Annotated in this window: 13 protein-coding genes; 3 read left to right on the forward strand and 10 right to left on the reverse strand. The window is 65.6% G+C overall.

The features are described from left to right. Positions 1-135: 135 nt before the first annotated feature. From DEA8626_RS11760 to DEA8626_RS11805, 10 genes are all read right to left on the reverse strand, one after another. Positions 136-582, reverse strand: a complete 447-nt coding sequence (locus tag DEA8626_RS11760) for a hypothetical protein (RefSeq protein WP_108853442.1) — start codon at positions 580-582, stop codon at positions 136-138. Next, positions 579-2,651, reverse strand: coding sequence for a glycosyltransferase (locus tag DEA8626_RS11765; RefSeq protein ID WP_108853443.1), 2,073 nt, complete (start codon positions 2,649-2,651; stop codon positions 579-581). The genes DEA8626_RS11760 and DEA8626_RS11765 overlap by 4 nt, the downstream gene beginning before the upstream one ends. Beyond that, positions 2,648-3,706 (reverse strand): glycosyltransferase, encoded by a 1,059-nt coding sequence (locus DEA8626_RS11770; protein WP_108853444.1) that lies wholly within the window; start codon positions 3,704-3,706, stop codon positions 2,648-2,650. Before DEA8626_RS11770 ends, DEA8626_RS11765 begins: the two co-directional genes overlap by 4 nt. A 28-nt stretch (positions 3,707-3,734) precedes the next feature. Beyond that, the gene (locus DEA8626_RS11775) at positions 3,735-4,052 is read right to left on the reverse strand and encodes a hypothetical protein (RefSeq protein ID WP_108853445.1); all 318 of its coding nucleotides are present in this window, start codon (positions 4,050-4,052) and stop codon (positions 3,735-3,737) included. Between the two features lie 39 nt (positions 4,053-4,091). Continuing rightward, positions 4,092-6,035: a hypothetical protein gene (locus DEA8626_RS21065; RefSeq protein ID WP_181366432.1), complete on the reverse strand. Its 1,944-nt coding sequence runs from the start codon at positions 6,033-6,035 to the stop codon at positions 4,092-4,094. 134 nt (positions 6,036-6,169) lie between these two features. Then, positions 6,170-7,498: an amidohydrolase family protein gene (locus DEA8626_RS11785; protein ID WP_108853447.1), complete on the reverse strand. Its 1,329-nt coding sequence runs from the start codon at positions 7,496-7,498 to the stop codon at positions 6,170-6,172. After that, positions 7,495-8,322, reverse strand: a complete 828-nt coding sequence (locus DEA8626_RS11790) for a purine-nucleoside phosphorylase (RefSeq protein WP_108853448.1) — start codon at positions 8,320-8,322, stop codon at positions 7,495-7,497. Before DEA8626_RS11790 ends, DEA8626_RS11785 begins: the two co-directional genes overlap by 4 nt. A 67-nt stretch (positions 8,323-8,389) precedes the next feature. Continuing rightward, positions 8,390-9,121 (reverse strand): amino acid ABC transporter ATP-binding protein, encoded by a 732-nt coding sequence (locus tag DEA8626_RS11795; RefSeq protein ID WP_108853449.1) that lies wholly within the window; start codon positions 9,119-9,121, stop codon positions 8,390-8,392. A 5-nt stretch (positions 9,122-9,126) separates the two neighbouring features. Beyond that, a complete protein-coding gene (locus DEA8626_RS11800) occupies positions 9,127-9,987 on the reverse strand; it encodes an amino acid ABC transporter permease (protein WP_108854030.1) in 861 nt (286 codons plus the stop codon). A 23-nt stretch (positions 9,988-10,010) separates the two neighbouring features. Continuing rightward, on the reverse strand, positions 10,011-10,835 hold the full coding sequence (locus DEA8626_RS11805) for an ABC transporter substrate-binding protein (RefSeq protein ID WP_245890851.1): 825 nt from the start codon (positions 10,833-10,835) through the stop codon (positions 10,011-10,013). A gap of 187 nt (positions 10,836-11,022) precedes the next feature. On the opposite strand from DEA8626_RS11805, the gene DEA8626_RS11810 reads away from it, so the two are divergent. From DEA8626_RS11810 to DEA8626_RS11820, 3 genes are read left to right on the forward strand one after another with little or no spacing between them, the layout of a single operon-like run. Then, positions 11,023-12,096, forward strand: a complete 1,074-nt coding sequence (locus DEA8626_RS11810) for an efflux RND transporter periplasmic adaptor subunit (protein ID WP_108853450.1) — start codon at positions 11,023-11,025, stop codon at positions 12,094-12,096. Continuing rightward, positions 12,093-13,163, forward strand: a complete 1,071-nt coding sequence (locus tag DEA8626_RS11815; RefSeq protein WP_108853451.1) for an efflux RND transporter periplasmic adaptor subunit — start codon at positions 12,093-12,095, stop codon at positions 13,161-13,163. The genes DEA8626_RS11810 and DEA8626_RS11815 overlap by 4 nt, the downstream gene beginning before the upstream one ends. Continuing rightward, positions 13,160-16,213, forward strand: a complete 3,054-nt coding sequence (locus tag DEA8626_RS11820) for an efflux RND transporter permease subunit (RefSeq protein WP_108853452.1) — start codon at positions 13,160-13,162, stop codon at positions 16,211-16,213. Before DEA8626_RS11815 ends, DEA8626_RS11820 begins: the two co-directional genes overlap by 4 nt. Positions 16,214-16,220: the final 7 nt, after the last annotated feature.

Consider the following 16,220-nt stretch of genomic DNA (forward strand, 5'->3'; position numbering starts at 1 on the left):
CTTCGTCGAGGCCGCCGCCAACATCCTCACCAACCCCGCCCTCGACCCCGTCGGCAAGATCCCCGAGTTCAAGTTCGCCGCCGTCAAGGTCGAAAAAATCAAAGACAACATCGCCGCAGAATAAAAACAGGGCCGCTAACCAAACACCACAACGTCCCGCGCGTCGATGATTAGGGCCAGATCCCAGAACGCCGTCATCTCGGCTTCCCAGGCGGCGCGGTCATCCGCGCTGTCGCCGACAAACCGCTCAACGCGGAAACCGAAACGTTCGAGAAAGACCGGGCCGTCGCCGACGGCCAGGATCAACGGAACGACACCGCGCTCCAACGCCGCTGCGGCGAGCCTGAGCGCAACGGCGATTTCCTCGCCGGCGAACGTGTCGTCGATGCGGATACCGATCTGGGACAGCCCCGCTTCCGGCCGGTCCCACAGACGCGGCGAGGGCGGGGGCGTGCCGTCGTTCCAGACCGACAGGCCGGCCCCCTTGCGCGGCCGGATCTTCGGCGAGACTTCCTCGTCGAGATCGGCGGGCGCTTCGGCCCCGATGCGCGACAGGACAGCCTGCCAGTGCTCCGGTGTCATCTCCCTTCCCTCCGCAGTTCGATGAGTTGCGCGGCAAGCGCGTTGCCGCGTTCGGGAAGTACGGCCGCGGCGAGCGCCGCGCCCATAGCCTCAGCCCTGCCATTATCGAGAAGCTCAGCCACCTTCCGCTCTAGCAGCAGGAGCTCGTGCGCAAGCACGACCTCCGCCAGCCCCCGGTCAGCCGCGGCCTGCGCGCGGCGTTCCTGATCGTCCATGAAGCTCGCCATCTGCGGCACGAAGATCGTGGGAATCCCGTGATAGAGCAGTTCGTGGAAGGAGTTGTAGCCCGCCGCCGATACGACGGCATCGGCGATCTGGCAGAGCGCAAGCGCCGCCTTGGTCTGCACGACACGCGTGTTGGGCCAGCCCTGCACCCCGAGTGGCACGGCCGCACCCGGCCAGAGCACGATGAGATGCAGGCAGTCGGGTCGTGCCGCCATCATCGCGGCCAGGGCCTGCATCTGAACACTTCGGTCCGCGGCGACTCCGCCGCCGAGCATCGTCACGACGAGCCTGTTGAATTCCACGCCGAAACGTTCGGCCAGCGCCCGCCGCCTCTCCGTGCGCTCGGTCTTGCCGGGCGCTGGCGCGTGCTGCACGACCGGACCCACCGCATGTTTGCGGGGGTCGAAGAACGGCACGGAGTTCAATTCCTCGAACGCCTCTCCTGGCAGGATCACGCGGGAGAATATCCGTTCGCGCTCCATCGGCGCGCGCACGGACTGCCCAGCTTGCCAGAGCCCGCGTCGGATCCAGACCGCGTCGAGCCCCATCTCCAGAATGATCCTGTAGATGGAATCGAAGACATAGCCGCCGTCGAAGATCAACTGATCGCCCGCTCGCGCGCAGCGGTGCAACCTCAAATAGGTCAGAAGGTCGTTGGCATGATCCTCGGGATGGTGGGGGCTCTTGGCCACGAGCGGAAGGCAATCGAAGCCCTTGTCGAGGATGAGGCCGAGGCAGCTTGGAAAGGCGGCGAAGAAGCAGCGCTCGGGCTGCTTGAGTTCGGACGCGACCAGCGTGCAGCGCTGCGCATGGCCAAGCCCGACGCCGTTCGTCGGAACGAAGATCCGGCGCGGATCGGACGGCGTGTTCCCGCCGCTTTCATCAACGTTGGAGGGCAGATCGAGCGCCCTTTCCAGCACCTCGATCCCGCGGCGCGCGAGCCACGGGCTCTGCCGTGCCTGCCGCCCGATCTCGCCCCGGTTGACGAGAACGGTGTGCTCGACATAGGCGGCAAGCGCCATCGGGTCTTCGGGCCCGCGCACCGCAGGTGCACCCGCCGCCGCAAAGCCTGCGCCGACGGTGCAGTCGATCACCACCTTGCCCGATCGCATAAGATCGAGCGCAAAGGCGGCCATGCGTTCGCCGGGCACCCGGTCACCAAAAAACGCTGCGATATCCGCGAGCGCCGCGAACCCAGCAGGCGGAAGTTCGGAGTAGGAGTGCACGAGCAGCCCGGAGAAGCGCGACGCTCGAATCTGTTCCTTGCCCTTGCCCGGAAGGATCAAATTGAGCCGGTACGACGGTATCTGATCCATGGCACCGAGGATCTGTAGGGTCTGAGGCTCGTCGAGCGCTTCCTGCGGCAAGAAGAGGAATAGCTGGGGCACGTTGCTTGCCGCGCCCGCCGGCGCCGGCGCCGCTGCCAGCGGTGAAATTGCGCCTGGCACAAGCGGCGATCCCTGAATCTCTTCGAGATCCAGGAGCTCAGGCTCTCGGCCGGTCGCGTAGGCGATCTTCGCGCGGGCGGCGATCGCCGACTGCCGGTCGGCGAAGCGGCCGATCGCGGTCACCCGCGTCTCGGGCCCGATTTTCGTCGACCTGAGGCCTGCGGCAGTTTCCGACGCCAGGTTTTCGGCTCCGATCACCACGACGCGGGAAATCGCGGTGGGGTCGAGCTCGGCAAGGAACCGGACGGAATCATATTTCTGGTGCCGGTCGAGCCGCTCGGGCAGGCTTCGCTCGTCCAGCACGACCCGGTGGCCGCGCCCTGCGAGCTGCGCGGCGAGCAGAAGCTTGGCGTCGAACGCCCGTTCGCTGCACTCTCCCGCCTCGATCAAGATCATGCGGCCGCTCCGGTCGGAGCGCCAAGGCCGGTGAGCCGCAAAAAACGGTCGCGGAACGCTTCGGGCGAAAAGCGCGAAAGGACCGTTTGGGCGGAACGCACATGCGAGATGTAGCGCTCCGGCTCAGCGATGAACAAACGGATGATGCCGTCGACCTCCTCTGGCTCCGCACCGATGACCGCGCCGTCGAAACCCGCGGCCGTCTCCCGGTCGGAGATGACGACCTTGCCGGCGGCGATGCCCTCCGCCAAGACGCGGCCGAAGCTTTCGCGCCAACCCGGTGCCGTGAAATAGACCATGAAATCAATCATTTCGAAAAAACGCGCGACATCAAGCCCTCGGAAAGGATGAAGCGTCCAGTGCGGATGGGTCTCTTGGCCCGCGATCAGCATGTCCGCGCCAAGAATGACATTCGCTTCGGCATGGGAAGGAAAGATCAGATCGAGCGTCGCCGGCTTCGGAAATTTTTCGGGCCCGGGGCGCGAGTGACGACCGCGACGGTCGCGAGGTCGATCCGTGGGCGGCGCCATGTCGAAGTCACAGATGTTGATCCAGTCCTCGGGCAGAATGTCCCAACCGGAAGGCAGTCCGTGTCGCGCCGCCCACTCTTCGACCGTCGCCCGGTTGTTCGGCGAAATCGGCGCAACGGATTTCCTCAGCGACAGAGTGGATCGGTCGATGAGGCTCAGGCAATGCGCGACGTCAAAGCCCTCCTCTCCTCCGGGGCGCAGGAAATTCTCGTGAGTAACCGCGATCACATGACGCGCAACTATATGTGTTGACAATAATTTCTCGAACTTCAGAAATGCCGGATTATGAATAACGACAATGTCCGCACCAATCGTGCGCGCGCATTCCGTGCATTCCAGTCCCAGCACGTTGAGCGTTCGAACAAGTTGTGGCGCGATGCTCCGACCGTCGAACATCGACGTCTCGGCAGGGTGTATCGACACCCGCCCCGTGCCAGCCGTCACCGCAAGTTCCGCCGCGAGCGCCGAAGATGTGCCGCCTGGAAATCGCGGCTCGATCAGATAGGCAAGGTTGTGCTGCCGCATCAGGCCTGCCTCCCCCTCGCCGCGCCGATCAATAGGCGCTTTCGGCGAAATTTACGACCGGGCCCGCAGCCGGGACCGACGTCTGGGCGGTAGGCGCGTCAAAGCAGTCGATCTGCCCCCGCGCCGTTGCATCGGCAAAGGCGCGCAGTTCGAGCGACAGCGCATCGCCGCCGGCCATGATGCCGGGATTAGCCTGAAGATACAGCCAAAGCGCACCGCAATCCTTGCGCACGATCAGCCGCTCGATCTCTTCAAGTTGGCTGACCGTGTAATCCGCCCGCGCCGGTGAGTTGCCGCCGACGAGGACAAGCGCCGTAATCAGTGCGAGGAGACGGGTACCCGGCATGAAAGCCTCTCTATGAGTCGTCAAGCGGCAGAAGCCGAACTACAAATGCTCACCATTGCGAAGGCGCTTAAGAATTCTGTTTCGTAGCTGAAGGAGTTTTTGCACCTGTTTCGGCTGCCGCACGACACTCCCGCTCTTGGATGTCGCCGCAACATTGGGACCGGAACCGGAGAGCCATATCTCGATCGTTCCGGTCGGCGGTGCGGGTTCATAACTTGTAAAATCCCGGGCACTGGCGCCAATCCGGTCGGCAAGCGCACGGGCCAGTTCGGCGTCCCCGGGATGGAAGAAGCGCACGTTGCTCTTACTGATCGAGAACGACACGCGCCGGGCGGGGTCGAGCGTGTATCCGCCTCCGACCAGCTTCGCCATCACGTCGACGAGCTCGGCCTCAGCTACGCTTGTTGGCGCGTGGACGAACACGATCGCGTCCTGACCCGTGGGAACTGCGGGGCTGGGCACCGGCGGTGGGGCGGGAACGGCGACCGGTACGTCGGTGTCGTTCGCATCAGGCGCCGGGAGAGCGGAATAGCGGCCGGGCTCCTCCCTGGGAAGGATCGCGACAGGCAAAGCCGCTGGCGAGTCTTGCAAGCCGTCTGAAGACATTCCTTCGGGCATTGGGCCCAGTTCGGGACGAGGCGGCCTCAGCGATGCCAGAACGGGCGTCGCCGCAGGCTCTCCAAGGTTCCAAGGCAGCGCCGCCGGCAATGCAGCCCGACCCGGCGCGCTGAGCGATTCCGGCCACGTCGACTGGGGTTCGGGCTGTGTGACCAAAGCAAGAGCCGTCGGCGACGCGCGCGGCAACGCAGGCGCGGCGGCCGGCAAGCTGTCAGACACGCCCGGCCCCGCCGGCTGCGCCATTCTGCGCAGTGGATGTATCGAGCCCGGTACGGCGATCTCGAGGCCGGGATCCGCAAGTGAGCCGATATCGGGCAGAATTGGAAGCGCAGCAGAACGCACGTCCGCGCTGAAGGGGCTGCTGGCGAGCGGCCGTGTGTCGGGCACGATCGCCGATGCGACTGTGTCGAAAGCGGCGGGCGGCGCGATGTTCGGCGCAGAGTCCAGCGCTCTCGGGACTATGCTTATCGCCGCGTATTCGGGTGCGATCATGGCACGCGTCGGCGCGGTCGTGGACACGACCACAGGGCTGTCCTGGGCTGGTGCCACCGCTTGGCCGAATGGCGCCTCTGCGGCCACCTGCACGATCGACTCAGATCCTCCTCCCGGCACGACGTCGCTGCGGCCAACCCAGAACGCGCCGACGATCCCGATGAGCATTCCCGCCGCAAATCCCGCCGCAATCCGGTAGTCGCGCCGCCGCTTCGGCTCGGGCGCCGCTGGGGTTTCTTCCTCTTCGTCCGCATACGGGATCGGAGACGGGCTGAGCGTGGCGATCGTCTTCTGAGGCGCGACCGGCAGTTCGAGTTCTTCCCAGTCTTCGGGCGCGAACGGTGCAGACGGCACATCTTTCGCAGCCCGGAGTGGAGATATAGCTTGTCTGGCGCGCTGCGGTTCCGGCTTCGGCGGTGCAGGTGCCTTCTGCTCGGCCGGCGGCACGGGCTTCGCCGGTCCCAGCAACTCCGCCGTTCCCGGTCTGCCTACTGATTCGATTTTCTTGGTCGGAGCGATCTGTTTGAGGCTGTGCGACAGCGCGAGTATCGCCGGATCGTCGGGCGGCGCAGGTTCTGGTTCGCGTTTGAACTGGCGCCGCTTCGCTTCGGAAGCGGGCTTCTCCCACGGCTTGCGCCCGGGCGTCAGAATGAAGTCTTCTTCGCCCGTCTCAGACTTCCCTGCGAGAGATTTTTCCCTTTTCGCCCGCGCCTTGGCGAGACGCGCGTGAAATGAACCCTGTGCGAGCAAGTCCTCGAACGCAGGCAGGTCTCCCCTCTCATGCCGAGAGGAAGCGACTTTCGTCGCCGGTCGTTCCATACCCCACCCTCTCAATTGGCAGCGAAGATGGCCTAATGTGACCTGGCCAACCAAACTTCCTTAAATTCCCTCCGACCCAGCAGACGGGGCGGACCGGTCAACCATAAGCAGTTTACCCTTCAATCCGGAAACATTCAAACGCCGAAGGGCTGCATTGGAGCCCAAAGCGGCATTCAGCTGACCGCGCGCTATGCCTCTGATCCGTCTCTGATCCGTGCGGCAAGCCGCCGGACCGCGCTGATCTCGTCTTCGATCGGCACCGTCAAACGACCGTCCGCGACAATCCGTCGGCCACGTGAGACGACATGTGCGACGTCGTCGCGCCCGGCGGCATGAACGAGCGTCGAATACGGGTCATAGCTGGGGATGAGATGCAGAGCGTCGCGCCTGATCACCATGAAATCGGCTCGCATCCCGGGCGCGAGCATGCCCGTTTCGGCACCGAGCCCGGCCGCCGCCGCACCTCCGCGCGTTGCCATGAAAAGAGTGTCTCGCGCCGACAGCGCGTCAGGCCGGCCAGACGACAGAACGGCAAGATGCGCGGCAAGCCGCATCGCCTTCCACATGTCGAGATCATTGCCGCTCGACGCGCCGTCGGTGCCAAGCGACAGCGTCACGCCCGCGGCCTTCATGTCCGCGATTCGCACCATGCCGGAGCCGAGCTTGGCATTCGACAGCGGACAATGCGCGACCGCGACACCCGCCTCGGCCAGCATCGCGATCTCGGCATTGTCGAGATGGACGGCATGGGCCAAGAGCGTTCCGGGGCGGAGCAACCCGCACCGTTCGAGCACGCGCACGGGCGTGGCGCCATGTTGCTCGGCGACGAGGCGCATCTCCGAAGGCGCTTCGGCGGCGTGGATGTGCACGGGCAGGTCGCGCGCGGCCGCCAAGGCCGCGATCTCGCCGAGTTGGTCTTCGCCGAGCGTGTAGACGGAATGCGGCATGAGCATCAGATTGATCCCCTCAGCGTCGCGATGCTCGGCCACGAACTCCTCCGCGAACCGCAGACGCTCCCGCCATGGGAGCCGGTCGATACCGTCGAATCCGATGAAGACCGGCCCGGTCGTTAGCCCGAATCCGAGCTTGCGTGCGGCAGCCACTGTCGCCGATGGGTGAAAATACATGTCGACCACGTGGGTGACCCCGCCCAGCGCCATCTCGGCCAGTCCGAGCACCGCGCCCGCCTGCACCGTCTCCGGCACGACATGCGCCGCCTCCGCCGCCCAAACCGCCTTCAGGAAGCCATCGAGCGGGCGGTCATCTGCAAGCCCACGAAAGAGCGTCATGGCCGCGTGGCAATGCGTGTTCACGAATCCCGGCAGGACGAAGCCGCCCCCCGCGTCGATCGTCTCGGCGGCCCTCACCCGGCGCGCTTCCGCCGACGGGCCCAGCGCCGTGATCCGGCCGCCGCTGACGGCAAGCGCACCGGTCGGAAGTTCGGTCAGCTCATCGTCCATAGTCAGGACATGCGCGTTGGTAACCAGAATGTCGGCGGCTTCAGGAAAGACGGTCATCGGTTCGCTCTCGGAAGGGCGGGGATCAGCGCCTCCATCAGCGCGAGGAAGCGCGGCCGGATCGCGCGGGCGGTTTCCCAGACCTCGGCCTCGCTCGTCACATGCGGATCGTCCACGCGGTCGACGGCGATGTTCGTCACCGCCGAAATCGCGAGCACCCGCATCCCGAGATGACGCGCTGCGATGACCTCGGGCACGGTGGACATGCCGACCAGATCGCAGCCCCCCGCCCGAAGCATCCGGATCAGCGCGGGCGGCTCAAAGCTCGGCCCCGCGACGTGGGCGTAAACACCGCGTTTCAGCCCACCGAGTCGTTCGGCGAGCGCGACGAGACCGGGGTCATAAGCATGGTTCATCGACACGAAGCGCGGGCCAAGTTCCGGATCGTTCGGCCCGCGAAGCGGATCTAGACCGGCCGCGACGGGCAGAGACAGGTGATCCTCGATCACCACAAGATCGCCGACCCTGTATTCGGGGTTCATGCCGCCCGCCGCGTTCGTGAGAACCAGCGTTTCAGCGCCCAGCGCCTGCATGACGCGCACCGGGAAGACCACCTCCTGCGGCGTGTAGCCTTCGTAGAGATGGACGCGCCCCTGCATGACAGCGCAATCGCGGCCGAAGAGCCGCCCGAGAATCAGCCGGCCTTCGTGGCCGGGCGCGGTGGACACGGGAAAATTTGGGATATCGGCGAACGGGATCGCCTCGCCCTCGACCTGATCCGCAAGCGGCCCGAGGCCCGATCCCAGAACCAGCGCGATCTCGGGCCGGAACGCCGAGCGGCGACGGATTTGGGCCACGGCCGCATCAATCGTCTGGCGCTCCATGCTTCCTCCTCAGGTGCGTCACGGGACGTGTTTCGCATCGCGGTTGAAGCCTCGCAAGCCCTCTCGCCTACAGAACCCGGCGCAGGAACTCGCGCGTTCGCGGCTCGTGCGGGTCCGTGAAGATCGTTGCGGGCGGCCCTTCCTCGAGGATCCGGCCACCATCCAGAAAACACACCTTGTCAGCCGCGTCGCGCGCGAATCCCATCTCGTGCGTGGCGAGCACCATCGTCATCCCTTCGGATTTCAGCAACCTCAAGACATCGAGCACTTCGCCCACGAGTTCTGGATCGAGCGACGAAGTAACCTCGTCGAACAGCATCACCTCGGGCCGCATCGCGAGCGCACGGATGATCGCCACCCTTTGCTGCTGGCCGCCCGAAAGCTGGTCGGGATAATGGCCCATTTGCGCCGCGAGCCCGAAGCGCGCGAAGAGCGACTCGACCCCGGGCGCAAGTTCTGCGCGCGACTTTCGTAACACCCGGCGCGGGGCAAGCATCACGTTCTCGAACGCCGTCATGTGCGGGAAAAGGTTGTAACTCTGGAAGACCAGGCCCATGCGCTGGCGGACGGGCAGCGGATCGAGATCCGGCTCCGAGATGTCGACGCCGTCCAGAAGGATGCGCCCGTCGTCGATGGGCTCCAGCAGGTTTAGGCAGCGTAGCAGTGTCGACTTGCCGGAACCGGAGGCGCCGATCAGGCACACCATCTCGCCTTCGTCGACTGACAGATCGACGCCACAAAGGACATCGTTCGCTCCGAAACTTTTGATTACGCCTTCGAGGCGCAGCTTCTCGCCCATTCCCCTCAGCTCCGCGCCCGGTTCTGCCGCGCGATCATCCGGTCGACGGCCCGCGTCGCGGGCACCGTCACACACAGGAAGATGACCGCCGCCCCGAGATAAGGGGTGAAGTTCGCGAGAAGCGACTTGTAAACACCGGCCTGACGCAGGATCTCGACAGGGCCGATGAACGAGAGAAGCGCCACGTCCTTCTGGAGCGCGATGAAGAGGTTCATGTTAGCAGGGATCACCCGCCGGATCGCCTGCGGCAATATCACGTAGCGCATCGTGTCCCAATGCGTGAGCCCGAGCGAGGCCGCCGCCGCGCGCTGGGATTCGTGGATCGATTCGATGCCCGTGCGGTAGACCTCGGCCACATAGGCCGAATAGGTCAGAATCACGGCAACCGAGCCCCACAAATAGGGGCTGTTCCAGGGCCGGGGCAGGCCGAGGCCGGGGACGCCGAACCCGACGAGGTAGATCACGAGAATGACAGGCACGCCCCGGAAGACGTCATTATAGATGATCCCGAAAAGCTTCAGTGGATAAAGCGCGGGCGACCGTGCGTCGCGAGCGAGCGCTATGACGAGGCCGAGGACCGCGATGATCGGCGCACACCACGCGAAGATGGCCACGTCGAGCATGAAAGCCCGCAAGAGACCCGGAAAAGTCTGAGCGAAGATCGGACCGTTGAAGAAGGACTTTTGCACCCGCTCCCATCCTGGCGCCATCGGCACGAGGATGATGATGAGCGCGACTACGACCGCCGTACTCGTCGCGGCGATGATCGTGCTCCGCCGCCTGAGACGGCGCTCGCGCAGTTCCCGCCGGGTCGGGTGGCGCACTCCGCCTTGGGCGATCCGCACGGTGCCGGCCGCCCCCTTCATGCTATCGTCGGTCATCGGCCGTCCTATTCGACGACGGGAACGCCAGTCGCCTGTTGCAGCCACTCGGCCTCGATCTCGGCCAGCTTGCCATCCGCCACCATCGCGGCCAGCGCCTCATTGGCGCAGTCGCGAAGTGGATTGCCTTCCTCGAAGACGAGGCCGAATTGATCGGATGGCTCGCTGCCCGACGCGAACTGGCCGAGCACCACGCCGTCATCGAGAAGCACGGCAGAGGTATAAAGCGCCGTCGGCAGGTCCATCAGCGTCGCGTCGATCTGGCCCGCTTTCAGGGCCTCGGACGTGTCAGCGGTGTCGTCATAAAGAAGCGGATCGGCTTCGGGGCCGATCAGACTCGCGATCAAGGCAGGCGCGGTCGTTCCCGCCGCGGCACCCCACTTCAGCGACTTCAGTGACGCAATCGTCGGCTCTGCCCCGGCGTCGACGGTCGGCTGCCGCACGAGGACCGCCTGTGCGGCCGTGTAGTAGGGGTCGGAGAAGTCGATCATCTGGTCGCGCTCGGCCGTGATGGAAAACTGCTGAAGGTTGAGGTCGAAATTCTTCGGTCCGGGCTGGATCGCCTGGTCGAAACTCGTCGAGGTCCATTCCACTTTGTCGGCAGCGAAGCCCATTCGCGCCGCGACTTCGTAGGCGACCGCCGCCTCGAACCCCTTTCCGCCGGCGGGGTCGTCGTCGATGACCCATGGAAAGTAAGCGGGGTTCCCGGTGGCGATCGTCAGCACGCCGTCCTTCAGCGTCTTGCCCGCCGCGCAATCCCCCTGCGCCGCCGCCATTCCGCCGGTCAACGCGACCATACCCAGCACGGCGACCGTTGTTCTAGCGAATGTCATATGTGTCCTCCCATCTATGCGCCGGGCGTCGCCCGTTCCGTTTCCCGACATGAGAGGACTTGCGCCCAACTGCTGTCAACGACCTTTCGCCGCCTGAGGCGGCAGCCTTTCCGACAATCGGGTCTCGACCATCGGGTTGATTTTGCTACGCTGTGCGCGACACGGGACGTCAGGGACGAGTCCATCTATGCGAAATGCGCGATACCTCGCTCCGGTCTTCGGGGCGTTTCTGGCCGCTTGGTTCGCGACCGTTGCGGTATCGGCCGATCTTCTGAGGGTCGAAATCGTGCAGGCCGAGGCGATGCCCGATTCGCGGCTGTATTCGCTGACCGGAGAGGTGCGCCCGCGGGACAGCCTGACTGCGGCCTTCCCCTCGGGCGGGCGCGTGACCGAGGTTCTGGTCGACGCCGGGGACGAAGTGCAGCAAGACGCCGTCCTCGCCCGGATGCAGGCGGTTCAGCAGCAACAGGCGCGTCGCGCGGCCGAGGCGGGCCTCTCGACCGCGACCGCCGACTACCGGCAGGCGGTCGAGGACCTCCAGCGTCAAGATGCGCTTCTTCAGCGCGGCGCCACGACCCGGATCGCTCGTGACAGCGCCGAGGACGCCCTCAGAATCGCCGAAGGCGTTCTGGCGCAGGCAAGCGCCGATCTCGACCGGGCCGAGAAAGCGCTTGCCGATACGGTTCTGCTCGCGCCCGGTGACGCGACAGTCACGCAGCGGATGGTGGAGGCGGGCCAAGTCGTTGGCGCCGCCCAGCCGGTGTTTGAGCTTGCGCTCGGCAGCGCAATGGATGCGGTCTTCGATGTTCCCGAGGTTCTTCTAAGCTTTGGCGCCGCACCGCCCGTCGTGACGCTGAACCCAATCGACGATCCGAATACCGTCTTCCATGGCCATATCGACGAGATTTCACCTGTCGTCGATGCCCAGACCGGCACCGTCGCCGTGACGGTTGCGATCGACAACCCGCCCGAGAGGCTAAGCTTCGGCGAGGCGGTGCGCGGATCGGTAACGCGCGAGGGGCCGGAACTGGTCGTCCTGCCTTGGTCGGCCATGTCGGCGACGGCCGGGGGGCCGGCGGTCTGGCGGGTCGATCCCGATACGATGACCGTCACGCTGCAACCTGTCGAGATCGAGCGCTTTGAAACCGGGCGCATCCTCATCAAGAGCGGAATCGAAGACGGCGATCTCGTCGTCGGCGCCGGCGCTCAGCTGCTCTACCCGGGACGCACGGTCCGCGCTGCGGAGGAGATCGCCGAATGACCCGTTTTGCGCTTTGTCTGGCCACCATTCTCGCGCTTCCTGCAACTGCGGAAGAGGCCGAGCAGCCCTCCGGGGCCGCGCCCCGCCCAGTCGTCAGCGTGGTTGTCCAGCCCGAGGCCGAACTGCCTTTGACCTATGTCGGCACGGTCGCCTCGCGGATCGAAACCGACCTCGGCTTCCCGCTGATCGGCACGATTGCCGAACGGCCGATCTCGGCAGGCGACGTCGTGCAAAGGGACGAGATTCTGGCACGCCTCGACCCAGAGGCGCTCGATGCGGATCTGCGGGCCGCCGAAGCCGGCGTCGCGGTCGCCGAGGCCCAGCTCCGCTCGGCCGCAGACGCGACAGACAGGGCGCGCTCACTTGCTGAAACGGGTGCCGGAAGTGAAACCCGGCTCGAAGATGCCGAACGCGCCCTCGTCGCGGCCGAGGCTCGGCTAGAACAGGCCCGTGCGAGCCTCGCAAGTGCCCAGGACACGCGCGATCTCGCCACGCTGACGGCGCCTCAGGACGGCGTCGTGACCGAAATCTTCGCCGAGCCGGGCGCGACGCTGTCGGCGGGCCAGCCGGTGCTGCGCCTCGCCGCGACTGACGCGCGCGAAATTGTCATCGACCTCAGCGAACAGGATGTCGCCGCGCTCGAGCCGGGCGTGGAGTTCCAAGCCCGCCTCGCGGCCAATCCCGCCGTGACGGCAACCGCGACGCTCCGCCAGATCGACCCGGTTGCCGAACGCACCACGCGGACACGGCGGCTGCATCTTGCGCTGAAGGATGCGCCGGATTCCTTCCGGCTGGGTGCCCTCGTCCGCGTGACACCGCTTTCGGGAAGCGATGCCGGCGTCGTCCTGCCGGCCGGCGCAGTTCTCGACTCCGACGGCCCGTCCCCTTCGGTCTGGCGCGTCGATCGCGCCGACAACCAAGTGGAGCGAGTGCCTGTCACGCTCGGCCCGAGGGTCGGTGACTATATCGTTGTCACCTCTGGCCTCAGCCCCGGAACGGAGGTGGTCGTGAAGGGAATCCATTCGCTTGAGGAAGGGCAGATTGTCGGCCCGCGCGTGCCCGGATGAATCGCTTCAACCTCTCCGACTGGGCGCTTCAGCACCGATCCTTCGTCTGGTTCCTCATGATCATCTCGATGGCGGCGGGCGTTCTCGCCTATGTCGAGATCGGTCGCGAAGAGGATCCTGATTTCTCGATCAAGACCATGATCATCGCCGCCGCCCTGCCCGGCGCTGACGTGCAGGAAACGCTGAGCCAGGTCACCGACCGGATCGAGAAAAAGCTTGAAGACCTCGATGAGCTCGACTTCACGCGGTCAGTTACACGGCCGGGTCAGGCCATTGTGTATGTCGAGCTTCTGCCCACGACACGCGCCCGCCAACTGCCGCGCATCTGGCAGACGGTGCGCAACATGATGGCCGATATCCGGTCCGATTTCCCGGCCGAGTTCGCGGGCTTCCAGTTCGACGATAATTTCGGCGACGTCTTCGGCAATCTCTACGCCTTCACTTCGGACGGATTCACCCCGCGCGAGGTGCGCGACCACGCGGAAGGCGTCCGCCGCGCCGTGCAGGCCCTTCCCGACGCCGGCAAGGTGGAGATCTACGGCACGCGCGATGAAGTCGTTTACCTCGAATTCTCGACCGAGCGCCTGGCCGCGCTGGGCCTGAACCAGCAGGCGGTGCAAGCGACGCTCGCCGCGCAGAACGCGATCCTGCCATCGGGCGTGATCGACGCGGGCCCCGAACGCGTGCTCGTTCGGATCGGCGGGCAGTTTTCGGGCACAGAAAGCCTCGAAGACATCAATCTGCGGGTCGGCGACCGATTCTTCCGTCTGACCGACGTGGGCGAGATCCGCCGGACCTACCAGGACCCGCCGACCGAGCTTTTCCGCTATCGCGGCGAGGAAGCGATCGGGCTCGCCGTGGGGATGCGCAAGGGCGCCAACATCATCGACTTCGGCGAGGAGCTGACCGCGGTCATCGCGGAGGCCACCGCCCAGCTTCCGGTCGGGATCGGGATTCACCAGGTCGCCGACCAACCCCATGTCGTCGACGAGGCGGTGGGCCACTTTCTCCAGGCGCTCCTCGAAGCGATCCTGATTGTCCTCGCGGTCAGCTTCGTCTCGCTCGGCATGCGCGCGGGCCTCGTCGTCACTCTGACGATCCCGCTCGTCCTCGCGATCACCTTCGTGATCATGCACTATGCCGGCTTCACGCTGCAGCGCATTTCGCTTGGCGCGCTGATCATCGCGCTCGGGCTACTGGTCGATGACGCGATGATCGCGATCGAGACTATGATCTCCAGGCTAGAGAAGGGCGAGAGCTTGAGCGCGTCGGCCTCCTACGCCTGGACCTCGATCGCCTTCCCGATGCTCACGGGCACGCTCGTCACCGTCGCGGGGTTCATCCCCGTCGGCCTCAACAACTCGGCGGCGGGAGAGTTCACCTTCTCGCTCTTCGTCGTGATCGCGGTGTCTCTGACGGTTTCGTGGATCGTCGCGGTCCTGTTCGCGCCGCTCCTGGGCGTGACATTCCTGCCCGCGAAACTCAAGCACCACACGGGCGAACCGGGCCGCGTACGCCGCGCCTTCCACGTGCTCCTGCGTGCCGCGATGCGGTTCCGCTGGCTCACCATCGCGCTCACGGTCGCGACCTTCGCCTTCTCGATATACGCCATGCGCTTCGTCGAGCAGCAGTTCTTCCCGAGCTCCGACCGCCCCGAGCTGATCATCGACTTCGCGCTTCCGCAGAACGCCTCGATCTCCGAGACCGCTGCACAGATCGAGCGGATGGAGGTACATCTGGCAGACAGCGAGCACGTGCTCTTCTGGTCGTCCTATATCGGCCGCGGCGCGCCCCGGTTCCTGCTGTCCTATGACGTTCCCACGCCGGGACCGAATACCGGGCAGGTCGTGATCCAGACACCGTCCGTCGAGGACCGCGACGCGCTCCGCGCCGAGCTGCGGGATATCGCCGCAAACGAGTTTCCCGGAATCGACGTCTTCATCAAGCTTCTCGAGATCGGCCCGCCGGTCGGGCGTCCGGTCCAGTACCGCATCTCCGGCCCCAACATCGAGACGCTGCGCGACCACGCACGCGATCTGACCGCGCTCGTCGCCAGTGACGAACGGCTGCGCGACATCGTCATGGACTGGAACGAACCGACGCGTGTCGTCCGGCTCGAGATTCTTCAGGACAAGGCGCGCCAACTTGGAATCACACCGCGCGACATCGCGGCGGCGCTGAACGCGATCTACGACGGTACGAGCATCACCGAACTGCGCGATGCCGCGTACCTGATCGACATCGTGGCGCGCGGCGACGCCGTCTCACGCCAGTCGGTGGAGGCGCTGCCCGACCTACAGCTTTCGGCCGCGAACGGCGTGACGATACCGCTTCGCTCGGTCGCGACATTCTCTTATGAAACCGAACAGCCGGTGATCCATCAGCGCAACCGGATGCCGACGATCACCGTCAAAGCGGCGATCGAGACGAAGGACCAGCCCGACACGATCGTCAAGGACCTCGCGGATCGAGTCGCCGCATTCAACGCGGACCTGCCGCAGGGCTACGAGGCGGTGGTGGGCGGCACCGTCGAATCGAGCGCGGACAGCCAGGCGCCGATCGCCGCCGTCGTGCCCTTGATGGTGTTGATCATGCTGACGCTGATCATGATCCAGATGCAGAGCTTCCGGCTGAGTTTCGTCGTCCTCTGCGTCGCGCCCCTCGGCCTCATCGGCGTGGTCGCCGCGCTCGTTCCCTCAGGCGCGCCGCTGGGCTTCGTCGCGATCCTCGGCGTCCTCGCGCTGATCGGCATCCTGATCCGCAACTCCATCATCCTCGTGGACGAAATCGAGGTGCTGCGCGCCAAGGGACGCAGCGCCTGGGACGCGGTCTTCGAAGCCTCAGACGCCCGCGCCCGCCCGATCCTCTTGACCGCGGCCGCGGCGAGCCTCGCGCTCATCCCGATCTCGCGGCAGATCTTTTGGGGGCCGATGGCCTACGCGATGATGGGCGGGATCATCGCCGGCACGGTCATCACGCTGGTATTCGCGCCCGCGCTCTATCTCGTAGTCTTCCGCGTCCGCCGCGAGGATAACAGCGAAAAGATCTGAACGCCGC

Origin of the sequence: Defluviimonas aquaemixtae (assembly GCF_900302475.1) — a bacterium.
Lineage (GTDB): Bacteria > Pseudomonadota > Alphaproteobacteria > Rhodobacterales > Rhodobacteraceae > Albidovulum > Albidovulum aquaemixtae.

Coding starts and splice junctions, on each gene's coding strand:
- DEA8626_RS11770 (WP_108853444.1), bottom strand. CDS start 3,706: ATGCGGCAGCACAACCTTGCCTATCTGATCGAGCCGCGATTTCCAGGC.
- DEA8626_RS11760 (WP_108853442.1), bottom strand. CDS start 582: ATGACACCGGAGCACTGGCAGGCTGTCCTGTCGCGCATCGGGGCCGAA.
- DEA8626_RS11805 (WP_245890851.1), bottom strand. CDS start 10,835: ATGACATTCGCTAGAACAACGGTCGCCGTGCTGGGTATGGTCGCGTTG.
- DEA8626_RS11795 (WP_108853449.1), bottom strand. CDS start 9,121: ATGGGCGAGAAGCTGCGCCTCGAAGGCGTAATCAAAAGTTTCGGAGCG.
- DEA8626_RS11820 (WP_108853452.1), top strand. CDS start 13,160: ATGAATCGCTTCAACCTCTCCGACTGGGCGCTTCAGCACCGATCCTTC.
- DEA8626_RS11815 (WP_108853451.1), top strand. CDS start 12,093: ATGACCCGTTTTGCGCTTTGTCTGGCCACCATTCTCGCGCTTCCTGCA.
- DEA8626_RS11785 (WP_108853447.1), bottom strand. CDS start 7,498: ATGACCGTCTTTCCTGAAGCCGCCGACATTCTGGTTACCAACGCGCAT.
- DEA8626_RS11810 (WP_108853450.1), top strand. CDS start 11,023: ATGCGAAATGCGCGATACCTCGCTCCGGTCTTCGGGGCGTTTCTGGCC.
- DEA8626_RS11800 (WP_108854030.1), bottom strand. CDS start 9,987: ATGAAGGGGGCGGCCGGCACCGTGCGGATCGCCCAAGGCGGAGTGCGC.
- DEA8626_RS11775 (WP_108853445.1), bottom strand. CDS start 4,052: ATGCCGGGTACCCGTCTCCTCGCACTGATTACGGCGCTTGTCCTCGTC.
- DEA8626_RS11790 (WP_108853448.1), bottom strand. CDS start 8,322: ATGGAGCGCCAGACGATTGATGCGGCCGTGGCCCAAATCCGTCGCCGC.
- DEA8626_RS11765 (WP_108853443.1), bottom strand. CDS start 2,651: ATGATCTTGATCGAGGCGGGAGAGTGCAGCGAACGGGCGTTCGACGCC.